The sequence below is a fragment of the Actinoplanes sp. GCM10030250 genome, assembly GCF_042666575.1.
GTDB lineage: Bacteria > Actinomycetota > Actinomycetes > Mycobacteriales > Micromonosporaceae > Actinoplanes.
Window position 1 is genome coordinate 155562 of record NZ_JBHTDO010000017.1, and the last position, 18770, is coordinate 174331.

Here is an 18770-nt window from a genome sequence, read left to right on the forward strand (position 1 = left end):
CAGGGGCTCAGGAACGGGACAACGCCCGGTCCGCGGGGAGACGGACCGAGCGTTGCGTGGTGACGACGTGACTGACGTCAGTCGCCGTTCTGGAGGTGTGCCGGTGTCAGTCGTCGCCCTGGAGGTACGCCAGGAGGCGGAGGATCTCCAGGTAGAGCCAGATGAGGCCGACGAGGATGCCGAAGGCCGCGGTCCAGGAGTAGCGCTGCGGAAGACCCATCCGCACGCCCTCCTCGATCTCGTTGAAGTTCAGGATGAAGCTCAGCGAGGCCACCACGATGCAGACGAGGCTGAAGATGTAGCCGATGGGGCCGGCGTCGCGCAGGCCGGTGTTGACCCCGAAGATCGCCAGCACGAAGTTGATCAGCATGACCGCGAAGAGGCCACCCATGATCGCGATGAGCGCCTTGGTGAATTTCGGCGTGGCCCTGATGACCCTGGCCTTGTAGAGCATTGCCATCAAGAAGAAGACGCCGAAGGTGGCGACCACCGCCTGTAGCACGATGCCCTCGAAGCCGAGGATGTTGGTGAAGTACTTACTCACCATGCCGACGAAGACGCCCTCGATCACCGCATACGCCACGACGAGCACCGGGTTGGCCATCCGCATGAACGAGATGACAAGACCGAGCACGAGGCCGGTCAGCGCGGCACCCATCCAGGCCGCGCCGGTGAGCGAGTCCGGGATGAGGTTCCACGCGGCGATCGCGGAGATGCCGGTGATGCCCAGCAGGGTCACCGTCTTGACCACGACGTCGTCGATGGTCATCGGCCGGACGGCCGGCGGAGAAGCGGGATAGCCCGAAGCCGTCGGGTAAGGTTCGCCGTAGCCCGGCTGACCGTAACCCGGCTGGCCGGCCGGCCCGTATCCGGCCGCTCGCTCCCGCTCGGCCGCCTGGCCGAGGCGCGAGAGCACCGGGTTCGATGTCTTCACTGTTTCCAGCCTCCCTTGAGGATGCGGCGCTGTGCCTACCTGTCGCTCAAGAGTAAGCGCTATATCCACATCGCGCCGTACCCCGAAGCTGTGAGCAGGCTGAAAATGCCGTCTGTCATCGCAGGTCAGCGCGGGTTGTGAACAAAATCGCGGCCGCGGCTGCACGCCGCGGCCGCGAGACCGGTGCCCGGGGCGGGTCTCGAACCCGCACGCCTTGTGAGGCAGCCGCTTTTAAGGCGGCCGTGTCTGCCATTCCACCACCCGGGCGGGCCTGCGAACACCGTAGCTGGTGCCGCCCGGGCGGCGGAATCGGCCATGGCTCGCCGTCAGCGCGAGCCGGCGCCGACCTTCTTCGCCGACGGCCTGGTCACCGGCGGCGTGACCTCGGTGAACTCCTCACGCGGGTGGTGCAGCTGGCCCAGTGCCACGGTCTCCCGCTTGAACAGGAACGCCAGGAACCAGTCGGCCAGCACGCGGACCTTGCGGTTCGTCGAGGGGATCCGGCTCACGTGGTAGAGGCGGTGCATCAGCCACGCCGGGTAGCCCTTGAGCTTGATGCCGTAGACGTGCGCGACGCCCTTGTTGATGCCGAGGCCGGCGACACTGCCCGCGTACTTGTGCCGGTACTCCTTGGGAGCACCGCCCAGGACCACCTGGCGGATGTTGTCGGCGAGCACCGTGGCCTGCCGCACCGCGTGCTGGGCGCTCGGTGAGCACCAGGCGCCCGGGTTGGTCAGGTCCGGAACCTGGGCGCAGTCGCCCGCGGCCCAGGCGCCGTCCAGCGGCTCGCCGTCGAGCGTGGCGACCTGGAGGGTGGGCAGGCAGTTGACGTGCCCGCGCGGGCCGAGCGGCAGGTCGGTGCGCTTCAGCATCGGCGACGGCTTGACACCGGCAGTCCAGACGAGCGTCTCGGCGCGGAACTTGTCCCCGTCGGAGAGCTCGATCCGGCCGTCGACGCAGGAGTCCAGGCGGGTCTCCAGGCGCAGGTCGACACCGCGGGCGGCGAGCTGCCGGGCGGCGTACGCGCCCATGTCGGGCCCGACCTCGGGCAGGATCCGGTTGGTCGCCTCGACCAGGATGAAGTGGACCTCCGTGGGGTCCAGCTCCGGGTAGTACTTCAGCGCGTCGGAGACGACGTCCTGCATCTCGGCGAGCGCCTCGATGCCGGCGAAGCCACCGCCGACGAAGACGAAGTTGAGCGACGCCTTGCGGACCTCCTCGTCGGGCGTCACAGCGGCGACGTCCAGCCGGTCGAGGATGTGGTTACGCAGGTAGATGGCCTCGCCGATGGTCTTGAGCCCGATGCCCATGTCGCTCAGGCCGGGGATCGGCAGGGTGCGCGAGACCGAGCCGGGCGCCACGATGATGTGGTCGTACTCCATCTCGTAGGCCGGGCCGTCGATCGGCTGAACCTCGAGCGTCTTGCGGGCGTGCTCGACGCGGGTCACCTCACCGGAGACGATCCGGCACTTCTTCAGCTCCTGGCGCAGCGGCACCACAGCGTGTCGCGGCGAAATGCTCCCGGCCGCTGCCTCAGGCAGGAACGGCTGGTAAGTCATGTGCGGAACGGGGTCGATGACTACAACCTCGGCCCGGTTCCGGTTGAGCTTCTTGGACAGGCGGAGGGCGGTGTAAAGCCCGACGTGACCTGCTCCTACGACAACGATGCGCGGCGGATTCACGCCACCATTGTCGCGCGCGCGGGCCGCTCCATGCGTCGTTCTGTGACCATCGCAACCTTGAAAGTCAAGTGCCTTAGGGCACAGTTTGAGCGGGACTTTCAGCGCCTTCTGACGGCGTGTGCCAGCACGAGCGTCACGCCCACAGCTGCTGCCAGGCCCACCAGGGTCGCCAGTTGGAACGCGTCGCCACCCAGATCGGCGGTGAGCCCCAGAGCGAGCACGATCAGCACCGCGGAGATCAGGATCACCACTCCCGCGCGGCCCAGCCAGAGCCCCGGCACGTCGAGGTTGACCATCGCGTCGTACGGCAGGAGGGCGGCGAGCGCGGTCAGGGTGTGCGCCAGGTAGAGCAGCGCGGCGAGGACGAGGACCCGCCACAACGCCACCCGCGAGTCGAAACCGGCCGTGTCGACGATCCAGCCGCCGACGGCGAAGAGGGCGGAGGCCGTACCGCCGCGGCCCCGGGGTGACACAGCGGGCCAGAGCGCGACCAGGGCGAGCACGATCAGATAGCGGCCGGAGAGCAGCTCGATCGGCCAGGCGACGACCATGGCGAGCAGCCCACAGAGCAAAATTCCGAAGCGGACCAGCACGGGTACGGCAGTCGCGCGCCCCGCAGCGACGCGAACCCGGTCCACCCGGCGGGCGATCGCGGTCAGCACGTCAGCGCCCCCTCGGTGCGGAGGCCATCCGGGCCACGTCCCGCAGCACCAGGTCCAGGCTGCCGGCACCGGCCCAGGACACCACCGGTACGCCATGCTCGCGCAGCCTGCCCAGCACGTTCTCCCGTTCGACCCGCCACAGCCGGGTGGCCATCGGCGTCCACTGGTTACGGACCGGCGGGGCGGCGTCGGGCGGCAGCGTGTCGACGGCGACGGTGTAGCGGCCGGACTGGGTGAGCTGGGCCAGCATGTCGGCGGCGCGCGGGTCGACGAGCGGGGAGAGCACGACGACGAGCGCTGACGACGAGACGTTGTGCAGGCCGTAGACGTGCTCGTACTGCTCGGACTCCACGGGGTCGGCGCGGACGTCGAGCAGCCACTCCAGGACGGTCAGATACTGGCGGCGGCCGGAGGCGGCGCGCAGCCGGCGGGCACCGGCGCCGTACTCGAGCAGGGAGACCCGGTCGCCACGGTGCAGGTAGTGCTCGGCGACAGCGGCGGCGGCCCGGACCGTGGTGTCCAGGACCGAGGACTTGCCGCGTACACCGCCGGGCAGGCCGACGTCGCCGAGCACGTCGAGCAGGAGCAGCACCTCAGCGTCCCGGTCCGACAGCGTGTACGCCACGTGCAGGTCCCGGGTCCGCAGCGAGACCCGCCAGTCGATGCGGCGCAGCCGGTCGCCGGGTGCGAACTGCCGGACGCCGGCCAGCTCACCGCCCTCGCCCGGCCGCCGGGAGCGGTGCGCGCCGACCAGACCCGCCGCGGCGGGCATCGCCTCGGTCGCGTTGAACGGCTCGGTCACCGGGTAGACGCGGACGCCGCGCGCGGGGGTGACCACCGGGCGGGAGGCGAGCAGGCCACCGCAGGCCGCGGCACGGGCGGCGGCCGGTCCGACGTCCTGCCGGCCCCAGCGCAGCGCCTCGCCCGGCAGGTCGATGGCGGCCCAGCCGTCGGACGGCACGGTGATCGCGAACGGCCGGTCGGCCTGCTCCAGCCGCAGCCACGGCGAGGTACGCGTACGGACGACGACCAGGTCGTAACCGACCGCCTCGGGGTTCGCGACGGTCAGCCCGGCCTCGACCTCGCCGCCCTCGACGATGTGGTCCTCGCCGGTGGTGATGGTGATCTCGGGAGCCGCGCGTGGGGTGCGGCGCAGGTTGAGGGCGGCGCCGATCGCGAACGGCGCGGCGAGCAGCACCAGGTCGACCCGGCCCAGCGCCACCCCGAGCAGCAGCAGCACGCCGGTGAGCACGACCGTACGGCCGAGCGCCCGGGTGGGCACCCAGGCCTGGCGGTCGGCCGGCTCCACAACCGCGGGCGGCGACGGATCAGTCATGCCGCGCGTACGTCGGAAGCGCACCACTGGCCGGTGCGGGCACCGCGGAGAGCACCTCCTGCACCACGAACGCCGGGTTGACCTGACGCAGCCACATCTCCGGCCGCAGCGTTATGCGGTGCGCCAGCGCCGGCACGGCGACGTCCTTCACGTCCTCCGGCACCACGTAGTCCCGGCCGGCCATCGCGGCACGGGCACGGGCCAGCAGCAGCAACGCGAGGGAGCCACGGGGTGACGAGCCGACCAGCACCGCGCCGTGCTCCCGGGTGGCCGAGGTCAGCGAGACGATGTAGCGGCCGATGGAGTCCTCCACCGCCACCGACTCCAGCGCGGCCTGCATCAGCTGGAGGGTCTGCGCGTTCACCACCGGGGCGAGCTGGGCCTCCTCCTGGCGCCGCGACATCCGGCGGCGCAGGACGTCCCACTCCTCCTCGGCAGTCGGGTAGCCGAACGACACCCGCAGCATGAAGCGGTCCAGCTGGGCTTCGGGCAGCGGGTACGTGCCCTCGTACTCGATCGGGTTGGCGGTCGCCACCACGTGGAACGGCGGGTCCAGCCGGTAGGTCACACCCTCGACCGAGACCTGCTTCTCCTGCATCGCCTCCAGCAGGGCGGCCTGGGTCTTCGGCGGCGTCCGGTTGATCTCGTCGGCCAGCAGCATGTTGGTGAAGATCGGCCCGGCCCGGAACGAGAAGTCGCCCTTGCGCTGGTCGTAGAGGAAGGAGCCGGTGACGTCGGCGGGCAGCAGGTCGGGGGTGAACTGCAGCCGGCGGAAGTCGAGTCCGAGTGCCTGCGCGAAGCAGCGGGCGGTGAGCGTCTTGCCGAGACCGGGCAGGTCCTCCAGCAGCACGTGACCGCCGGCCAGGATGCCGGCCAGCACCAGCTCCAGCGACTCCCGCTTGCCGACCACCACGGTGCCGACGGAGTCGAGAATCGATCCGGCCAGCCGCCCGACCTCGTACGGGGGAAGAGCCTGGGTCACCGGCACGCCTCTCTCACAGTCTTTCCAGTGCGTTCACAAGGGCCTCGATGTCGCGCGACCGGAGGCCACGCCGACCCGGGTCGGACAGCGCCGACCAGAGTTCCTCCCCGAGCAACTCCCGGGCGCGGCGGGGGTCACTGGCCCGGGTGACGCCGTGCCGCAACCGCAGCCGTTCGTCGGTCAGCTCGGCGAGCACCGGCAGAACGTTACGCGCATAAAGATCAGGGTCCGAATGTGCCTGGTCCAGGTTCCGCTCCCAGCGGCGGACGGCGGAGCGAAGGGCGTCGACGGCACGTGTTTCCGGTGACTTGGTCTGGGAGCGCAGGCGCGGCACGGGCGGCGGCGCGACCTGCGAGGCGGCATACATGATCACGCGGAGGCCGATCAGGGCGGCGATGATCAGCACCAGCGGGATGCTGACCGAGGCGGATCTGAGGCCGGCCACGATCACCACTGTCGTCACGCCGATCAGCAGCGCCTCACCCAGCAGCCGGGGAACCCGCGAGCGGCGCTTCTCCACGACGACGACCTCTTCGACCGGCGCCTGCGGTGCCGCCGCCCCGAAAAGATCATCCAGTCCCGCGTCGCTCATGCCGGCACTCCACTGCGGTCGGTGCCGAGGTCGGTGCGGAGCCGTTGCAGGGCCAGCCGTGCCTGGGTGCGCATCTGGTCATCCACGGTGTGCGTCGCATACCGCGCCTCGCGATAGACCTCCAGCAGCGCCGCGAGCACTCCCGCGTCCACCTGCTGCTCGGCGAGCAACCGTCCGACCAGGTCGGTGGGGCTGTCCCCCGGGCTACGCGGGGTACCGGCAGCGGCGGCCGCGTCCTCCAGGCGCACCCAGCAGGCGATCACGGCACGGCGCGGGTCGCGGTCGGTGTCCGAGAGCTCCTCCAGGCCGGCGTCGAGGGCGGCCACCAGGTCCTCGGCGGTCCGTGGCGGCCGGCGCTGGTCGCGCCGCCCGCTGCGCCGGCCACGCCGGCGCAGGTGATCGCGGATCAGCGCCCACGACAGGCCCACCACCATCGCGACGCCGGTGACGCCGAGCACACCGAGCGCCGCGTTGCCCATCCAGCTGGGCAGGCTGCGGGCCGCCTCCGGCACCGGCTCCTCGGTGGGTGCCAGGGTGGGTTCCCTGGTGCGGGGCGGCAGCAGGGGCGGCGCGGTGGTGGTCGCGGTCGCCTGCGGGGTGATGTTGTCCAGCTGGGGCGACGACCGGGTGGCGGCCAGCGAGAGCACGAAGAGCAGCCCGACGACGGCGGCCAGTGGCCACCATCGGCGCAGTGCGGCGAGGTCCATGCGGGGGCTCAGATCCGTGACTCGAGGATTGTCGGCGCTCGCATCATGCCAGGCCCGCCAGAGCCTTCGCACGGGCGAACACCCCGTCCAGCATCGCCGGGGTGAGCCTGCCGGTGAACGTGTTCTGCTGGCTGACGTGGAAACATCCCAGCAGATCCGGTGCGCCGGGGACGCTGACCAGGGCGCCGTGCCCGAATTTCGGGCGGGGCACGGGTGGGCGCACGCCGTACGCCGAGATCATCGCCGGCCACCACGCCTGCCAGGCGAACCCACCGAGAGCGACCACCACGCGCAGACTGGGTTTGATCAGTTCGAGCTCGCGCCGCATCCAGGGTGCGCAGGTGTCACGCTCGGAGGGCAGGGGCTTGTTGTCCGGAGGGGCACAGCGCACCGCCGCGAAGATCCGGGTGTGCCGCAGCTCCAGCCCGTCGTCGGCGGCCACGCTCGTCGGCTGGTTGGCCAGCCCGGCACGATGCAGCGCGGCGATCAGCACGTCGCCGGAGCGGTCACCGGTGAAAAGGCGCCCGGTGCGGTTGCCACCGTGCGCGGCCGGCGCGAGGCCGAGGATGGCGATCGCGGCGTCCGCGACGCCGATGCCGGGCAGCGGGCGGCCCCAGTACTCCTGATCCCGGAAGGCCGCACGGCGCGTGACGGCAATGTCAGTACGCCATGTGACCAGGCGAGGGCAGGCGAAACAGTCAGCGATCCTGGCGTCGAGCACGCTGAGTGAGGCGGCGTCGGCCGCCTGTGCGGCAACCCCGTCGGGGGTACGGGCGGACGCGTCGGACGGAAGCACCCGAACAGCACAACATCCCGCCGCGTCCACGGCGCACCCGGGTCAGCCTTGGAGACGACGCGGGGCGCCCACCCGGGCGCCCCGCGATCAGTTCCGGTCTCGTCAGACGGCCTTCAGGCAGAGCAGGTAGCCCTTGCCGTCGACGCTGGCGATGACGAAGCCCTCCTCGCCCTCCTTGAGCTTGGCGTTGAAGACCGCGTCACAGGCGGTGCTGTTGACGTTCTTCTCGCCGTCGACCCGGCCGAGCACCGTGTACTTCGCGTCGGCCGAGGAGCACTCGGTGACCTCGGCGTCGACCTCGCTGGCGGTGTCCTTCATCTCGGACTTGACCGCGATGCAGTCGCCGGCCTTGGCGTCCTTGGTGGGGTCGCTGGAGAGCAGGCTGCCCAGGAAGGTCTTGACCAGCACCACGACGACGATCGTGATCACGATGCTGAGGGCCTTCTTGACCCACGACTTCTTCTTCGGCGCTTCGGGCTGCACCGGAGCCTGGAAGTCGCCGCCCGTGTTCGGCGGCGGGAAACCGGGTGCACCGGCATTGGGCGGCGGGAAGCCGGGTCCGCCTGCGTTGGGCGGCGGGAAGCCACCGGCCTGCTGGTAGCCCTGCTGAGCGTCGCCCTGCTGCGGATAACCCGGCTGCGGGTAACCCTGCTGCTGCCCCTGCTGCGGGTAGCCCTGCGGCTGGCCCTGCTGGGGCTGGCCCTGGGGATACCCCTGCTGGGGCTGGCCCTGCTGCGGGTAACCCTGCTGGGGCTGGCCCTGGGGGTAGCCCTGCTGCGGGTAACCGGGCGCGCCGCCGTGCGGCGGCGGGTAGGCCTGCGCACCGGTGTTCGGCGGGTATGCGCCGCCGGGCTGGCCGGGCACAACCGGGTCAGTCATGGGGTTTCCTCAGATATCGAAGGGTTGCAGCCGTGAGCCGACCGCCAGCACGGGAGCGTAGCGACCGCCATCGCTCCCGCGCGACCCCATAACCAGGCTTTATTTACCGCTGGACGACGTGGTTGAGGGACTTGTGGCCGGACTCACCTGGGAACTGGCTGAAAGTGACGGCGACGGAACCAGGCTCGCGGATCCGTCGGGAGCCGGCACCACGAACGGGGCGTCGTCGGGGCAGCGCGGGTAACCGCGCTGCTTGCTCTCCGTCCAGTCCCCGGTCAGGTCGTCGGTGCAGTAGGAGTTGCCGAGCTCGATCGACTGGCCGTTCTGGTCGTAGAGCTGCGCGCCCCGCACGAGGCGGCCCTGCTCGTCGTAGACGAAGATGTCCTCGACGTGATCGAACTCGCTCACGTAGTTGGCGTCCATGTAGCCGGAGTCGCGGCTGCCGCCGTCCATCTCGGAGAACCCGACGACAGCGAAGACCACCAGGAACGCGGAGACCGCACCGAGCACGCGGCGGTGCACCCGCCGGGTGAGCGGACCGCGGCTGCCCAGCCAGATCGAGCCGACCACGAACGAGGCAAGCACCAGCAGCGCGACGAGCTCGTTGTCGGCCAGGCGAGGCAGTAGCCCGAGCGGGCCGCTGCGGTCACCGAAGAAGTAGGCGAAGGCCATCGCGGCCAGATATCCCCGGAGCACCCACCAGGCTGGGCGGAGCAGAACGAGGAAGTCGGAGGCTTTCCCGTACCCAAGAAGTGGCCCGACCCGATCGTCGGCCTGCCGCATCACCTCGCCGAAGCGCCCCCGCAGCCTGGCGTAGCGCGCTCGCAGCCCGGCGAAACGCACCCGTGCCGCCGCCGGCCGCGGCACGGAGCCGGTGATCCCGGCGGTCGCGAGCAGTTCGGCGGCGTAGGCCTGCGGTGTTCCAAGTCGGTCAGCCAGCGTGCCGCCGCCCTCGGCCAGCACCTCGGCCAGATGTTCGGGCAGGTCCTCGAGCAACTCCTCGCGGGTGGCCGGCGGCAGGCCGGCGAGCGCCTGACGCACCTCCTCGACGTAGTCGGAGATCTCGTCCTGTGCCGTCCGGTTCACGCCTTCCCCCGCTCGCGAAGCAGATCATTCATGATCGATGCGAAGCCCTGCCAGATCTTGCCGGAGCGCTGCAATTCGGCGCGGCCGGCCTCGTTGAGGGCGTAGTACTTACGGTGTGGCCCCTCGTCGCTGGGCACCACGTAGCTGTTCAGGAGGCCGCTGGTGAACAGGCGGCGCAGCGTGCCGTAGACGGAGGCGTCGCCGACGTCCTCGAGGCCGGCGGAACGTAACCGGCGCAGGATGTCGTAGCCGTAGCCGTCCTCTTCGCGCAGCACAGCGAGCACTGCCAGATCGAGCACGCCCTTCAGTAGCTGTGTCGGATCCACGCGACGCACACTACTGTGCAATACGAAGTACCGTCAACAGCGCGGTAGCACCGCTCAGCGCGGGAGGGCCGCTCAGCGCGGATGGGATCAGGCGAGGCCGAAGGCGATACCGTCGAGGATGTCGTGCTCGGAGGCGATCACGAAGGCGTGGCCGGAGCGCTCCTGGATGATCTGCATGATCAGGGCACCGGCACCGATCACGTCAGCGCGACCGGGATGCATCACCGGCAGGGCGCGCCGATCAGCAACGGTCATCTTCAGAAGCTCCTGGGCGAGCCGGGAAACGTCGGCTGACTCGACCCGGCTGTGGTGAATACGCTGTGAGTCGTACACCTCAAGGTCGTGAGCCAGAGCGGCAACGGTCGTGACCGTGCCCGCCAGACCGACAAGCGTCTTGGCTGAATGTCCGGAAACGGCCGCCAGCGCGGTGTCCACCGCCGCCGTGATGTCCGCCCGGGCCGCGGCGATCTCGGCCCATGTCGGTGGATCACTGTGCAGGTGGCGCTCGGTCATCCGGACACAGCCGATGTCCATCGAGATCGCGCGTTCGACGGTCGCGGTGCCGGTGACGAACTCGGTCGAGCCACCGCCCAGGTCGTAGACGAGGTAGGGCCCGTCGGCGTCCAGACCCTGCACCGCGCCGAGGAAGGAGAGCTGGGCCTCCTCCTCGCCGGTGATCACCTCAGGATCGACGCCCAGCACACCGCGCACCATGTCGCGGAAATCCTGTGCGTTGGAGGCGTCCCGGCTGGCCGAAGTCGCACACATCCGCACCCGGCTGACGCCCAGCTCGGCGATCTCGGCGGCATAGCCGAGCAGCGCCTGGCGGGTGCGCTCGATCGCGGCCGGAGCGAGCAGGCCGGTACGGTCGACCCCCTCCCCCAGCCGCACGATCTCCATCCGGCGGGCAACATCGGTCAGCTCGTCCCCGGTCACGTCGGCGATCAGCAGGCGGATCGCGTTCGTGCCGCAGTCGATCGCGGCCACCCTCATAGCTTCAGCAGCATTCTCGTGTTCCCCAGGGTGTTCGGCTTGACCCGTTCCAGGTCGAGGAACTCGGCGACACCCTCGTCGTACGAGCGCAGCAGCTGCTCGTAGACCGAGTGCGGCACCGGCGCCCCGTCGATCTCGGCGAACCCGAACGAACCGAAGAACCGGGTCTCGAAGGTGAGGCAGAAGACCCGGTTCACACCCAGCTCACGGGCCTGTTCGAGAAGGGCGGCGACGATGCCGTGGCCGATTTTCTCACCGCGGCGGCTCGGGTCGACGGCGACCGTACGGATCTCGGCGAGGTCCTCCCACATCACGTGCAGGGCACCGCAGCCGACCACCTTCTCGCCGTCGTCGGCGACCCAGAACTCCTGAACGGCCTCGTACAGGGTGACGGTGGCCTTGCTGAGCAGCCGGCGGTCGGTGGTGTACGCGTCGACCAGCGCACGGATCGCCTTGACGTCCCCGGTACGCGCTCTACGAATCAGCATCGCCGTGCACGCATGATCCGCCGGCCCAGTAGGGTCCGATCGCGTCCCGCACCTCGTCGCCGAACGGGTTCACACCCGGGCCGGCGGCGAGCGCGTGCCCGAGGTGGACGTGCAGGCACTTCACGCGGTCGGGCATGCCACCCGCCGAGACGTTCGCGATCTCCGGAACGTCCTCGATGGCCGTACGCCGGTCCAGATAGTCCTGATGCGCCTCGGCATATCGTTTCGCCAGCACCGGATCGGTACTGAGCCGCTCCTGCATGTCCCGCATCACGCCGGCGGACTCCAGCCGGCTGCACGCCGCGGTGGCGCGCGGGCAGGTCAGGTAGAAGAGCGTGGGGAACGGCGTCCCGTCGTCCAGGCGCGGCGACGTCTCCACCACATCCGGGTTGCCGCACGGGCATCGGTGCGCGATCGCACGGGTGCCGCGCGGGCGGCGGCCCAGCTGGGCCGCGACGACGTCGAGATCGGCCGGGGAAGGGCCAGGGTTTGCTGCTTCAGCCATCAGTTGGCGGGCTCCGCATTCGCGGCTTGGACGCTGCTCCACAGCGTGTCGTACCAACGGTCCGGGGCGGCCGCCGGCGCATTCTTCGCGGCGTCGCTAGCGGCACCGTCGTCATCGTAATAGACCACCACGGGGGTCTCTCCGGGACGGACGTAGAAGTACGTGTCGCGCGCCTGGATCCGGAGATACTCCGGGTCCTTCCATTTCTCCAGGTCCTTGGCCGTGGCGTCGATGTCCGCCCGCTTCGCGGCCTTGGCCCGCTCCATCTCGGCGATCTGCGTCTCCTGCTCCAGATACACCCGCAGGGGGTAGGTGTATGCCAGGGCCAGGGCGACGAACACCGCGATCAGGATGGTGGCGCGGCCGGTCAGGGCGCGCTGGCGAGGTGCCTCCGTGCGCTTCGCGGCTGCGCCGCCGGCAGAGGCAGGGGTACGACGTGACGACGGCACGCGGACCGGACCTGTGTTCCGATTCCGGGTGTCCCTGCTGCGCTCGCGGCTCCGCGTGGTGGCGGGTGTGCTCTTGCTCCCGGCGGCGGTCTGACGGCGGGCCGGACCCTGCCCGCTCGGCATGCGGCGTTGCGTCATCTCTGCCCTCCCGCTCGCCGTCACGTGCATGGCTCGCTCGCCGCTCCGTGCCCTGGCTCGCTCGCCGTCACGTGCGCGACCCGCTCGCCGTCACGTGTCGTGGCTCCCGCCCGGGAAACCTATGTCGCCCGGGACGGGAATCACAACTTCATGATCTGTCGCTGAGGTGTCAGCTGACGCGGTAACGCGGGAACGCGCCCGCACCGGCGTACCGGGCGGCGGTCTCCAGCTGCTCCTCGATGCGGAGGAGCTGGTTGTACTTGGCGACGCGGTCCGAACGGGCCGGTGCACCGGTCTTGATCTGGCCGGAGCCGACCGCCACCGCGAGGTCGGCGATGGTGACGTCCTCGGTCTCGCCGGACCGGTGCGACATCATGGTCTTGAAGCCGGCACGGTGGGCCAGGTCCACGGCGTCCAGGGTCTCGGTCAGCGAACCGATCTGGTTCACCTTCACCAGGACCGCGTTGCCGGCGCTCTCGGCGATGCCGCGGGCGATGCGCTGCGGGTTCGTGACGAACAGGTCGTCGCCGACGATCTGGATCTTGTCGCCGAGCTGCGCGGTCATCGCGCTCCAGCCGGCCCAGTCGTCCTCGGCCAGCGGGTCCTCGATGGAGACGATCGGGTAGTCGGCGGCGAGCTTCGCGTAGTAGGCGATCATCTCGTCGGTCGACTTCGGCGCGCCCTCGAACAGGTACGCCCCGTCCTTGTAGAACTCGGTCGCGGCGACGTCCATGGCCAGGACGATGTCGCTGCCCAGGCTGAAGCCGGCGGCCTGCACGGCCTCGGCGATCAGGTCGAGCGCGGCGGCGTTGGCCGGCAGGTTCGGCGCGAAGCCGCCCTCGTCGCCCAGGCCGGTGGAGAGGCCCTTCTTCTTCAGCACCGACTTCAGCGCGTGGTAGACCTCCGCGCCGGTGCGCAGCGCCTCACGGAAGGTCGGAGCGCCGATCGGGGCGATCATGAATTCCTGCACGTCGACGTTGGAGTCGGCGTGGGCGCCACCGTTGACGATGTTCATCATCGGGACCGGCAGGACAGCGGCGTTCGGGCCACCGACGTAGCGGAACAGCGGCAGCTCGGCGGAGAGCGCGGCGGCCTTGGCGACGGCGAGCGAGACGCCCAGGATCGCGTTGGCGCCCAGCTCCGACTTGGTGTCGGTGCCGTCCAGGTCGAGCATCTTCTGGTCGATGAGGCGCTGCTCGCTCGCCTCGTAACCGATCAGCTCGTCGGCGATCTTGTCCTCGATGTTGGCGACCGCCTTCTCGACACCCTTGCCGAGGTAGCGGCCCTTGTCACCGTCGCGGAGCTCCAGCGCCTCGAAAGCACCCGTGGACGCTCCGGAGGGCACTGCGGCGCGGCCGACCGTGCCGTCGTCCAGGCCGACCTCGACCTCGACGGTGGGGTTGCCCCGGGAATCGAGGATCTCGCGGGCGACGATAGCTTCAATGGTGGCCATTAGTCGTGTCGCTCCCTAACAGTTGGGACGAATTCAGTTCCGGTCCGCGACCCTGCGGGCCGACCACGACCCTGAGCGTATCGAGTCCGGCATTCACACGTTCGCGGGGCCGGTGAACTCCTGCCGCCCTTCCGTTCCCCTCTCCGCCCTGCTCCCGCTTCCTCCCCGCGGCGCCCGCCCTTGTTCCCGGCGTCCGTCCCACGGCCCCGCCCTTGCTCCCGGCGTCCGTCCCACGGCCCCGCCCTTGCTCCCACCGCCCCGCCCTTGCTCCCGGCTTCCTTCCCGCGTCTTCCTTCCCGCGGCTTCCGTTCCGGCCGGTGAACTCCTGCGCCGGTATCCCTCAAACCCTCGCCGCGCCTGCCGAAGCTGTGGGCACTATGACCAGTAGCCTGTTTCCCGCCGACGGCATGCACGTCGAGATGGACACCGAGGACAAGCGGTTCGCCGACGTCCGGGTGGTCCGGGTCACCGACGCTGTCGTGACACTGTCCCTCGCCCTGGACGACGTACCGCCGATCGGCTCCACGGTGACCTTCCGCTGGCCGGCCGCACCCCGTGGCCGGTACGCGGTCAAAGCCACGGTGACCTCCGCCAGCGAGAACCGGGTCGAGTTCCGGCTCTGCGACGAGCCGGTCATCGAGCAGCGCCGCAACTACGTACGAGGCGGCGGCGGCGAAGACGTCCTCCTCGTACGCCCCGGCAAACGCGAGTCGATCGGCCGGGTCCACGACATCAGCGAGGGCTCGGTCCGCGCCCATTTCACCGACGTCGACCTGCGCCCCGGCCAGGAGATGCGCCTGCGGGTCCAACTCGGCTCCGAGGTCGTCGAGTTCCCCGCCACCGCGATGCGGGTCAGCGCCATCCGCCAGCAGGTGCCGTTCCGCGGACCGCTCTCGGTCGAGATGGTCGCCATCTTCGAACAGGACGAACGCCAGGCGAAAATCATCAGACGGTACGTGCTACGCCAGCAGGTAGCCCGCGCCCGCGACGCCGCCGCAGCAGCCGCCGCCTTCTACGCCGTCTGAAATCCCACCGGATGGACGCACCCTCCCCCGGAACAACACCGCCTCACAAACCGAACAGGCGAAGCCGAACGCCCCAAACCGCATCAAAAGTCACAGATGCCCCGCCACACGGGCTGAACGCCGCACAGCCAGACGCCGCCGGCACAGAGCCGGGCGCCGCCGCACGGGAGCCGGGCGCCGCGGGCTGAGCCGCCGCCGCACGTGCCGGGCCGCCGCACGAGCCAGCGCCCCCGCGCAAGCCGGACCCCGCACGGACCGGGCGCCCGCGCGGGTCAGACGCCGAGCAAAGTGCGCAGGTGGCGAGGCGGCGGCGACCCGTGTGCCAGCATCGCGTCGTGCCAGGCTCTCGGGGTGGCGCCGAAGGGGCGGGCCGCCGCGATCGCTGCCATCTCCGTGTAGCCGACGAAGTAGGTGGAGAGCTGGGTGGAAGTCAGCAGAGCCCGCCGCCACTTGCCGGCCGCCTCGCCCTCCTCCTGGAAGCCGCGGCCGGTCATCAGGGCCATCGCCTCGGACTCGGGCAGGTCCTCGCAGTGGGTGAGCTGGTCGATGATGGCGTTCAGGCTCATCCGCAGCTGCATCTTGAGCTGCTGCAACTTGACCGGGACGCCGCCGAAGCCGAGGCCGGTCATCAGCTCCTCGGCGTAGACCGCCCAGCCCTCGACGAACGGCCCGGACAGGCCGAGCGAGCGGACGCGGGTGGCGGCGCGGAAGCGGCGGGAGTGGGCGATCTGCAGGAAGTGGCCGGGCATCGCCTCGTGGACGGTCAGGTTGCGCAGCATCTCGTTGTTGTACTCGCGGTAGAAGCTGGCGATGCGCTCCGCGGGCCAGTCCGCCGGGGCCGGGGCGATGCAGTAGAAGGTCGGCACGTCAGCCGTCTCCAGAGGGCCGGGCGGGTCGCAGTAGGCCACGGCGACGCCCCGGGCGAACTCCGGCATCTCCTCGATGACGCACGGGTCGTCCACCAGCGACACGATGTCGTGCCGGCGGACGAACTCGGTCGCCTCGTCCATCGTGACCTTGGCGAGGCCGAGGATGGAGTTGTTGTCCGGGTGCTGCTCGGCGATGGTGGCGAGCGCACGCCGCACCGATTCGTCGGTGGCCGGCCCGCCGACCAGCTCGGCCGAAGCCGCCCGCAGCTCCTCGCTGACCCGGTCCACGTTTTTCCGGGCCCGGGAGAGCACCTCGGCGGCGGAGAGCTCGGTGTCGAGGGTGTGCCAGAGCCGCGCCTCCCAGAGGCGGCGGCCCAGCCGGGGGTCGCGGCCGGGCTCGACGCTGTCGAGCAGCCCGCGCAGCCAGCCGTCGAACTCGCCGAGCGCGGCCAGCGCGGCGGCCGACGCCGGCTCGACCACACCGGACATCCCGGGGGCCTGTGCGAGCAGGGCGGGCACCTCGTCGCGGATCAGCGCGGCCGTGCCGTTGAACTGGCCGGCGGCGGTCTCGGCGTGGATGCGGGGCACGTCGTTCAGCACGGCACGGGCGGTGGCGAGCGCGTCGGGGATGGCGGCGAGACGGCCGGCCAGGCTTTCCAGGCGCTCCTCGACCGGCGCGAACGGGCGGGCCATCAGGCCGTGCAGCAGCGGGCCCGGATTGTGCTCCAACGGGTTCCACTCGTGCTCGCGGACCTCGGTCAGCTCGAAGAGCGCCTGCTCCACCCGGGCCGAGAGGATGGCGTGGTCCACCTGGTCCTCGGCGGGCAGGCCGTCGGCGTCGACACCGCTGAGCACGTCGGCGGCGTCACGCAGCATGGCGGCCCGAGTGGTGGCACCGGACGCGGAGAGGTCGGGCAGACGGCTGTCGAAGCGGTGATCCCCCGCATAGGACGCGGTCGCGGGATTGCTTTCCAGCAGGGCGTCGACGATGCGCTCGGCGAGCTTCACGAACTCCGGCATGCCGAGAAACCTACTCGGAGGGACCGACATTTTCCGCCGCACGCACCGCGTCGGCATAGGCGAGTGCCGCCCGGCGCAGCTCAGCCTCGGGATCGAGGCCGGCGGCACGGGCCTGGGCGACCACCGTCAGCAGGGCAGAACCAAGATCTTCACCAACAGGCAGGGGTACGCCCAAAGCGCTCCGCTCCACCCGATGCAGGATCTTCGCCGCCAGGGCGAGCGCGGGCTGGCTGAGCGCCACCCCGTCCAGTACGGAGTCCCGCTCCTTCTCCGCCCGCTTGATCCGCTCCCAGTTGGCGGTGATCTCCTCGATGCCCTCGACCTGCTCGCCGGCGAAGACGTGCGGATTGCGCCGCACCATCTTGTCCACGAGCCCACCGGCCACGTCGTCGATGTTCCAGCCGTGCCCGTCGGGCTGATCCTCGGCGAGCCGGGCGTGCAGCACCACCTGGAGCAGTACGTCACCGAGCTCCTCGCGCAGCGCGCCCAGGTCACCCGCCTCGATCGCGTCGTACGCCTCGTAGCTCTCCTCGAGCAGGTAGGGCGCGAGCGTCTGGTGTGTCTGCTCCCGTTTCCACGGGTCGCCGCCGGGCGAGGCCAGCCGGTCCATCACCGCGACCGCGTCGAGCAGCCGAGCGCCGGGCGGGTCCCACGAGCCGTACATCAGCTCCAGTTCGGCCAGTGCCGGCTCCCGGGCCAGCCGCAGGCCGAGTTGCCGGGCGAAGTCCTGGTCACCGCCCGGTCCGGCCAGCCAGACGGCGGCCGCCTGTCCGGCGATGGCGTCGAGGAACCCTTGCGCGTCGGTGTCGAGCAGGGTGACCGGCACACCTGTCACCCGCAGCGCCTCGGCCTGCTCGCTGTCGGCGGCGGCGAAGACGGGGTACGCCCGGACGACATCCCAGGCCTGCGCCGTGAGCAGCCCGGCGGGCAGTCGCGGCGAGGTGACGAGCAGGACGATCCGGGTGCTCAAGAGGCGTCGACCACCGGGGCCCGCTCGTCGTCGCCGACCTCGGCGGACAGCAGCGGGATCGCGCCACCGCTGGCCGTCGAAGCGCTGAGCAGGTTCAGTTCGAAGGGGTGGTACCGCGGGTTGACCACCACGTTCCACTCCTTCACGACCGTCTCGACCTCGCTGCGGACGGCACCGGCCAGCGCCACGGCCTGCTTGTTCGACGGGTTGACGGTGGCCTGCCAGGCGGCGAAGTCCTGGCCCGGCTCGATGCCACCGTTGGCGGCGAGCCGGTCGTAGATCATGCGCAGGTCCTGCTCGGCGGGCTCGGCGGGCACCTTGATCGCCTGCTCCAGCGCACCGCGGTAGGCGTCGACCTGCGCGGTCAGCCGGACGAACTCACTGCCGGCGGGCAGCTTCATCTGCTCGGCGACCTGGTCGTACGCCAGTCCGGCCGGCAGCGACACCTGGTGCCGCTCCGCCACCTCGGCGTAGAGCCGCTGGCTGACCAGGGCACGGACCACATCGGTACGCGAGACGGGCATCTGCACCGGCGGCGCGGTGATCGTCGGCGCCGGTTCCACGGGCAGTCCGCTGTCCCGGCGCTTCTTCTCGTCGTCGCGCTGCTTGGCCTCGGCAGCGGCGGCCGCCTGCTCGGCGGAGTCGGTCAGGCCGTCGCGCACCTCGTCCCAGACCTCCTGGACGCGCTGCTCCGACACCTGACCACCGTCCCCGATGTACGCGGCGACGTTCGGCTCGGAGCGGCAGGCCGAAAGCCCGCCCACGGCGAGAGAAGCGGCGACAACAGCGGAGGCGAGTCGGCGAGCACGCAACATGGTCAAACTGTCTCACGCGCAATGTGACCTACGTCGCCCGCCCCCGCCACGCCCACCCGCACC

Annotated in this window: 20 protein-coding genes and 1 tRNA gene; 1 reads left to right on the forward strand and 20 read right to left on the reverse strand. The window is 70.6% G+C overall.

Annotated features, from left to right (window positions below):
* Nucleotides 1-106: 106 nt before the first annotated feature.
* The 17 genes from ACFQV6_RS22490 to eno form a co-directional block, all read right to left on the reverse strand.
* Nucleotides 107-934 (reverse strand): Bax inhibitor-1/YccA family protein, encoded by an 828-nt coding sequence (locus ACFQV6_RS22490; RefSeq protein WP_378029508.1) that lies wholly within the window; start codon nt 932-934, stop codon nt 107-109.
* A 184-nt stretch (nt 935-1118) separates the two neighbouring features.
* Nucleotides 1119-1201 (reverse strand) — tRNA-Leu (locus tag ACFQV6_RS22495).
* A 59-nt stretch (nt 1202-1260) separates the two neighbouring features.
* The gene (locus ACFQV6_RS22500) at nt 1261-2616 is read right to left on the reverse strand and encodes an NAD(P)/FAD-dependent oxidoreductase (RefSeq protein WP_378029509.1); all 1356 of its coding nucleotides are present in this window, start codon (nt 2614-2616) and stop codon (nt 1261-1263) included.
* A gap of 98 nt (nt 2617-2714) precedes the next feature.
* The gene (locus ACFQV6_RS22505; RefSeq protein WP_378029510.1) at nt 2715-3278 is read right to left on the reverse strand and encodes a hypothetical protein; all 564 of its coding nucleotides are present in this window, start codon (nt 3276-3278) and stop codon (nt 2715-2717) included.
* A 1-nt stretch (nt 3279) separates the two neighbouring features.
* A complete protein-coding gene (locus ACFQV6_RS22510; protein WP_378029511.1) occupies nt 3280-4614 on the reverse strand; it encodes a DUF58 domain-containing protein in 1335 nt (444 codons plus the stop codon).
* On the reverse strand, nt 4607-5602 hold the full coding sequence (locus ACFQV6_RS22515) for an AAA family ATPase (RefSeq protein ID WP_378029512.1): 996 nt from the start codon (nt 5600-5602) through the stop codon (nt 4607-4609). The genes ACFQV6_RS22510 and ACFQV6_RS22515 overlap by 8 nt, the downstream gene beginning before the upstream one ends.
* Nucleotides 5603-5609: 7 nt before the next feature.
* Nucleotides 5610-6188, reverse strand: coding sequence for a hypothetical protein (locus ACFQV6_RS22520; RefSeq protein WP_378029513.1), 579 nt, complete (start codon nt 6186-6188; stop codon nt 5610-5612).
* Complete coding sequence (locus ACFQV6_RS22525; RefSeq protein WP_378029514.1) at nt 6185-6895, reverse strand: DUF4129 domain-containing protein; 711 nt, start codon at nt 6893-6895, stop codon at nt 6185-6187. Before ACFQV6_RS22525 ends, ACFQV6_RS22520 begins: the two co-directional genes overlap by 4 nt.
* 43 nt (nt 6896-6938) lie before the next feature.
* Complete coding sequence (locus tag ACFQV6_RS22530; RefSeq protein WP_378029515.1) at nt 6939-7691, reverse strand: uracil-DNA glycosylase; 753 nt, start codon at nt 7689-7691, stop codon at nt 6939-6941.
* A 102-nt stretch (nt 7692-7793) separates the two neighbouring features.
* Nucleotides 7794-8570 (reverse strand): hypothetical protein, encoded by a 777-nt coding sequence (locus ACFQV6_RS22535; protein WP_378029516.1) that lies wholly within the window; start codon nt 8568-8570, stop codon nt 7794-7796.
* A gap of 99 nt (nt 8571-8669) precedes the next feature.
* Nucleotides 8670-9656, reverse strand: a complete 987-nt coding sequence (locus ACFQV6_RS22540) for a DUF1700 domain-containing protein (protein ID WP_378029517.1) — start codon at nt 9654-9656, stop codon at nt 8670-8672.
* Nucleotides 9653-9982: a PadR family transcriptional regulator gene (locus ACFQV6_RS22545; RefSeq protein ID WP_378029518.1), complete on the reverse strand. Its 330-nt coding sequence runs from the start codon at nt 9980-9982 to the stop codon at nt 9653-9655. Before ACFQV6_RS22545 ends, ACFQV6_RS22540 begins: the two co-directional genes overlap by 4 nt.
* Before the next feature lie 87 nt (nt 9983-10069).
* The gene (locus tag ACFQV6_RS22550; protein ID WP_378029519.1) at nt 10070-10975 is read right to left on the reverse strand and encodes an exopolyphosphatase; all 906 of its coding nucleotides are present in this window, start codon (nt 10973-10975) and stop codon (nt 10070-10072) included.
* Nucleotides 10972-11463 carry an amino-acid N-acetyltransferase gene (locus ACFQV6_RS22555; RefSeq protein ID WP_378029520.1) on the reverse strand — a complete coding sequence of 164 codons (492 nt, stop codon included), beginning with the start codon at nt 11461-11463 and terminating at the stop codon, nt 10972-10974. The genes ACFQV6_RS22550 and ACFQV6_RS22555 overlap by 4 nt, the downstream gene beginning before the upstream one ends.
* A complete protein-coding gene (locus tag ACFQV6_RS22560) occupies nt 11450-11968 on the reverse strand; it encodes a DUF501 domain-containing protein (protein ID WP_378029521.1) in 519 nt (172 codons plus the stop codon). Before ACFQV6_RS22560 ends, ACFQV6_RS22555 begins: the two co-directional genes overlap by 14 nt.
* The gene (locus ACFQV6_RS22565) at nt 11968-12555 is read right to left on the reverse strand and encodes a septum formation initiator family protein (protein WP_378029522.1); all 588 of its coding nucleotides are present in this window, start codon (nt 12553-12555) and stop codon (nt 11968-11970) included. Before ACFQV6_RS22565 ends, ACFQV6_RS22560 begins: the two co-directional genes overlap by 1 nt.
* 169 nt (nt 12556-12724) lie before the next feature.
* Complete coding sequence (eno, locus tag ACFQV6_RS22570) at nt 12725-14008, reverse strand: phosphopyruvate hydratase (protein ID WP_378029523.1); 1284 nt, start codon at nt 14006-14008, stop codon at nt 12725-12727.
* 377 nt (nt 14009-14385) lie between these two features.
* On the opposite strand from eno, the gene ACFQV6_RS22575 reads away from it, so the two are divergent.
* Complete coding sequence (locus ACFQV6_RS22575; RefSeq protein WP_378029524.1) at nt 14386-15033, forward strand: hypothetical protein; 648 nt, start codon at nt 14386-14388, stop codon at nt 15031-15033.
* Between the two features lie 272 nt (nt 15034-15305).
* On the opposite strand, the gene ACFQV6_RS22580 is transcribed toward ACFQV6_RS22575, so the two are convergent.
* Genes ACFQV6_RS22580 through ACFQV6_RS22590 form a run of 3 tightly spaced genes read right to left on the reverse strand, consistent with a single transcriptional unit; the run spans nt 15306 to nt 18707 of the window.
* Nucleotides 15306-16922, reverse strand: a complete 1617-nt coding sequence (locus ACFQV6_RS22580) for a DUF885 domain-containing protein (protein ID WP_378029525.1) — start codon at nt 16920-16922, stop codon at nt 15306-15308.
* Between the two features lie 10 nt (nt 16923-16932).
* A complete protein-coding gene (locus tag ACFQV6_RS22585) occupies nt 16933-17892 on the reverse strand; it encodes a nucleoside triphosphate pyrophosphohydrolase (RefSeq protein WP_378029526.1) in 960 nt (319 codons plus the stop codon).
* The gene (locus tag ACFQV6_RS22590) at nt 17889-18707 is read right to left on the reverse strand and encodes a hypothetical protein (protein WP_378029527.1); all 819 of its coding nucleotides are present in this window, start codon (nt 18705-18707) and stop codon (nt 17889-17891) included. Before ACFQV6_RS22590 ends, ACFQV6_RS22585 begins: the two co-directional genes overlap by 4 nt.
* Nucleotides 18708-18770: the final 63 nt, after the last annotated feature.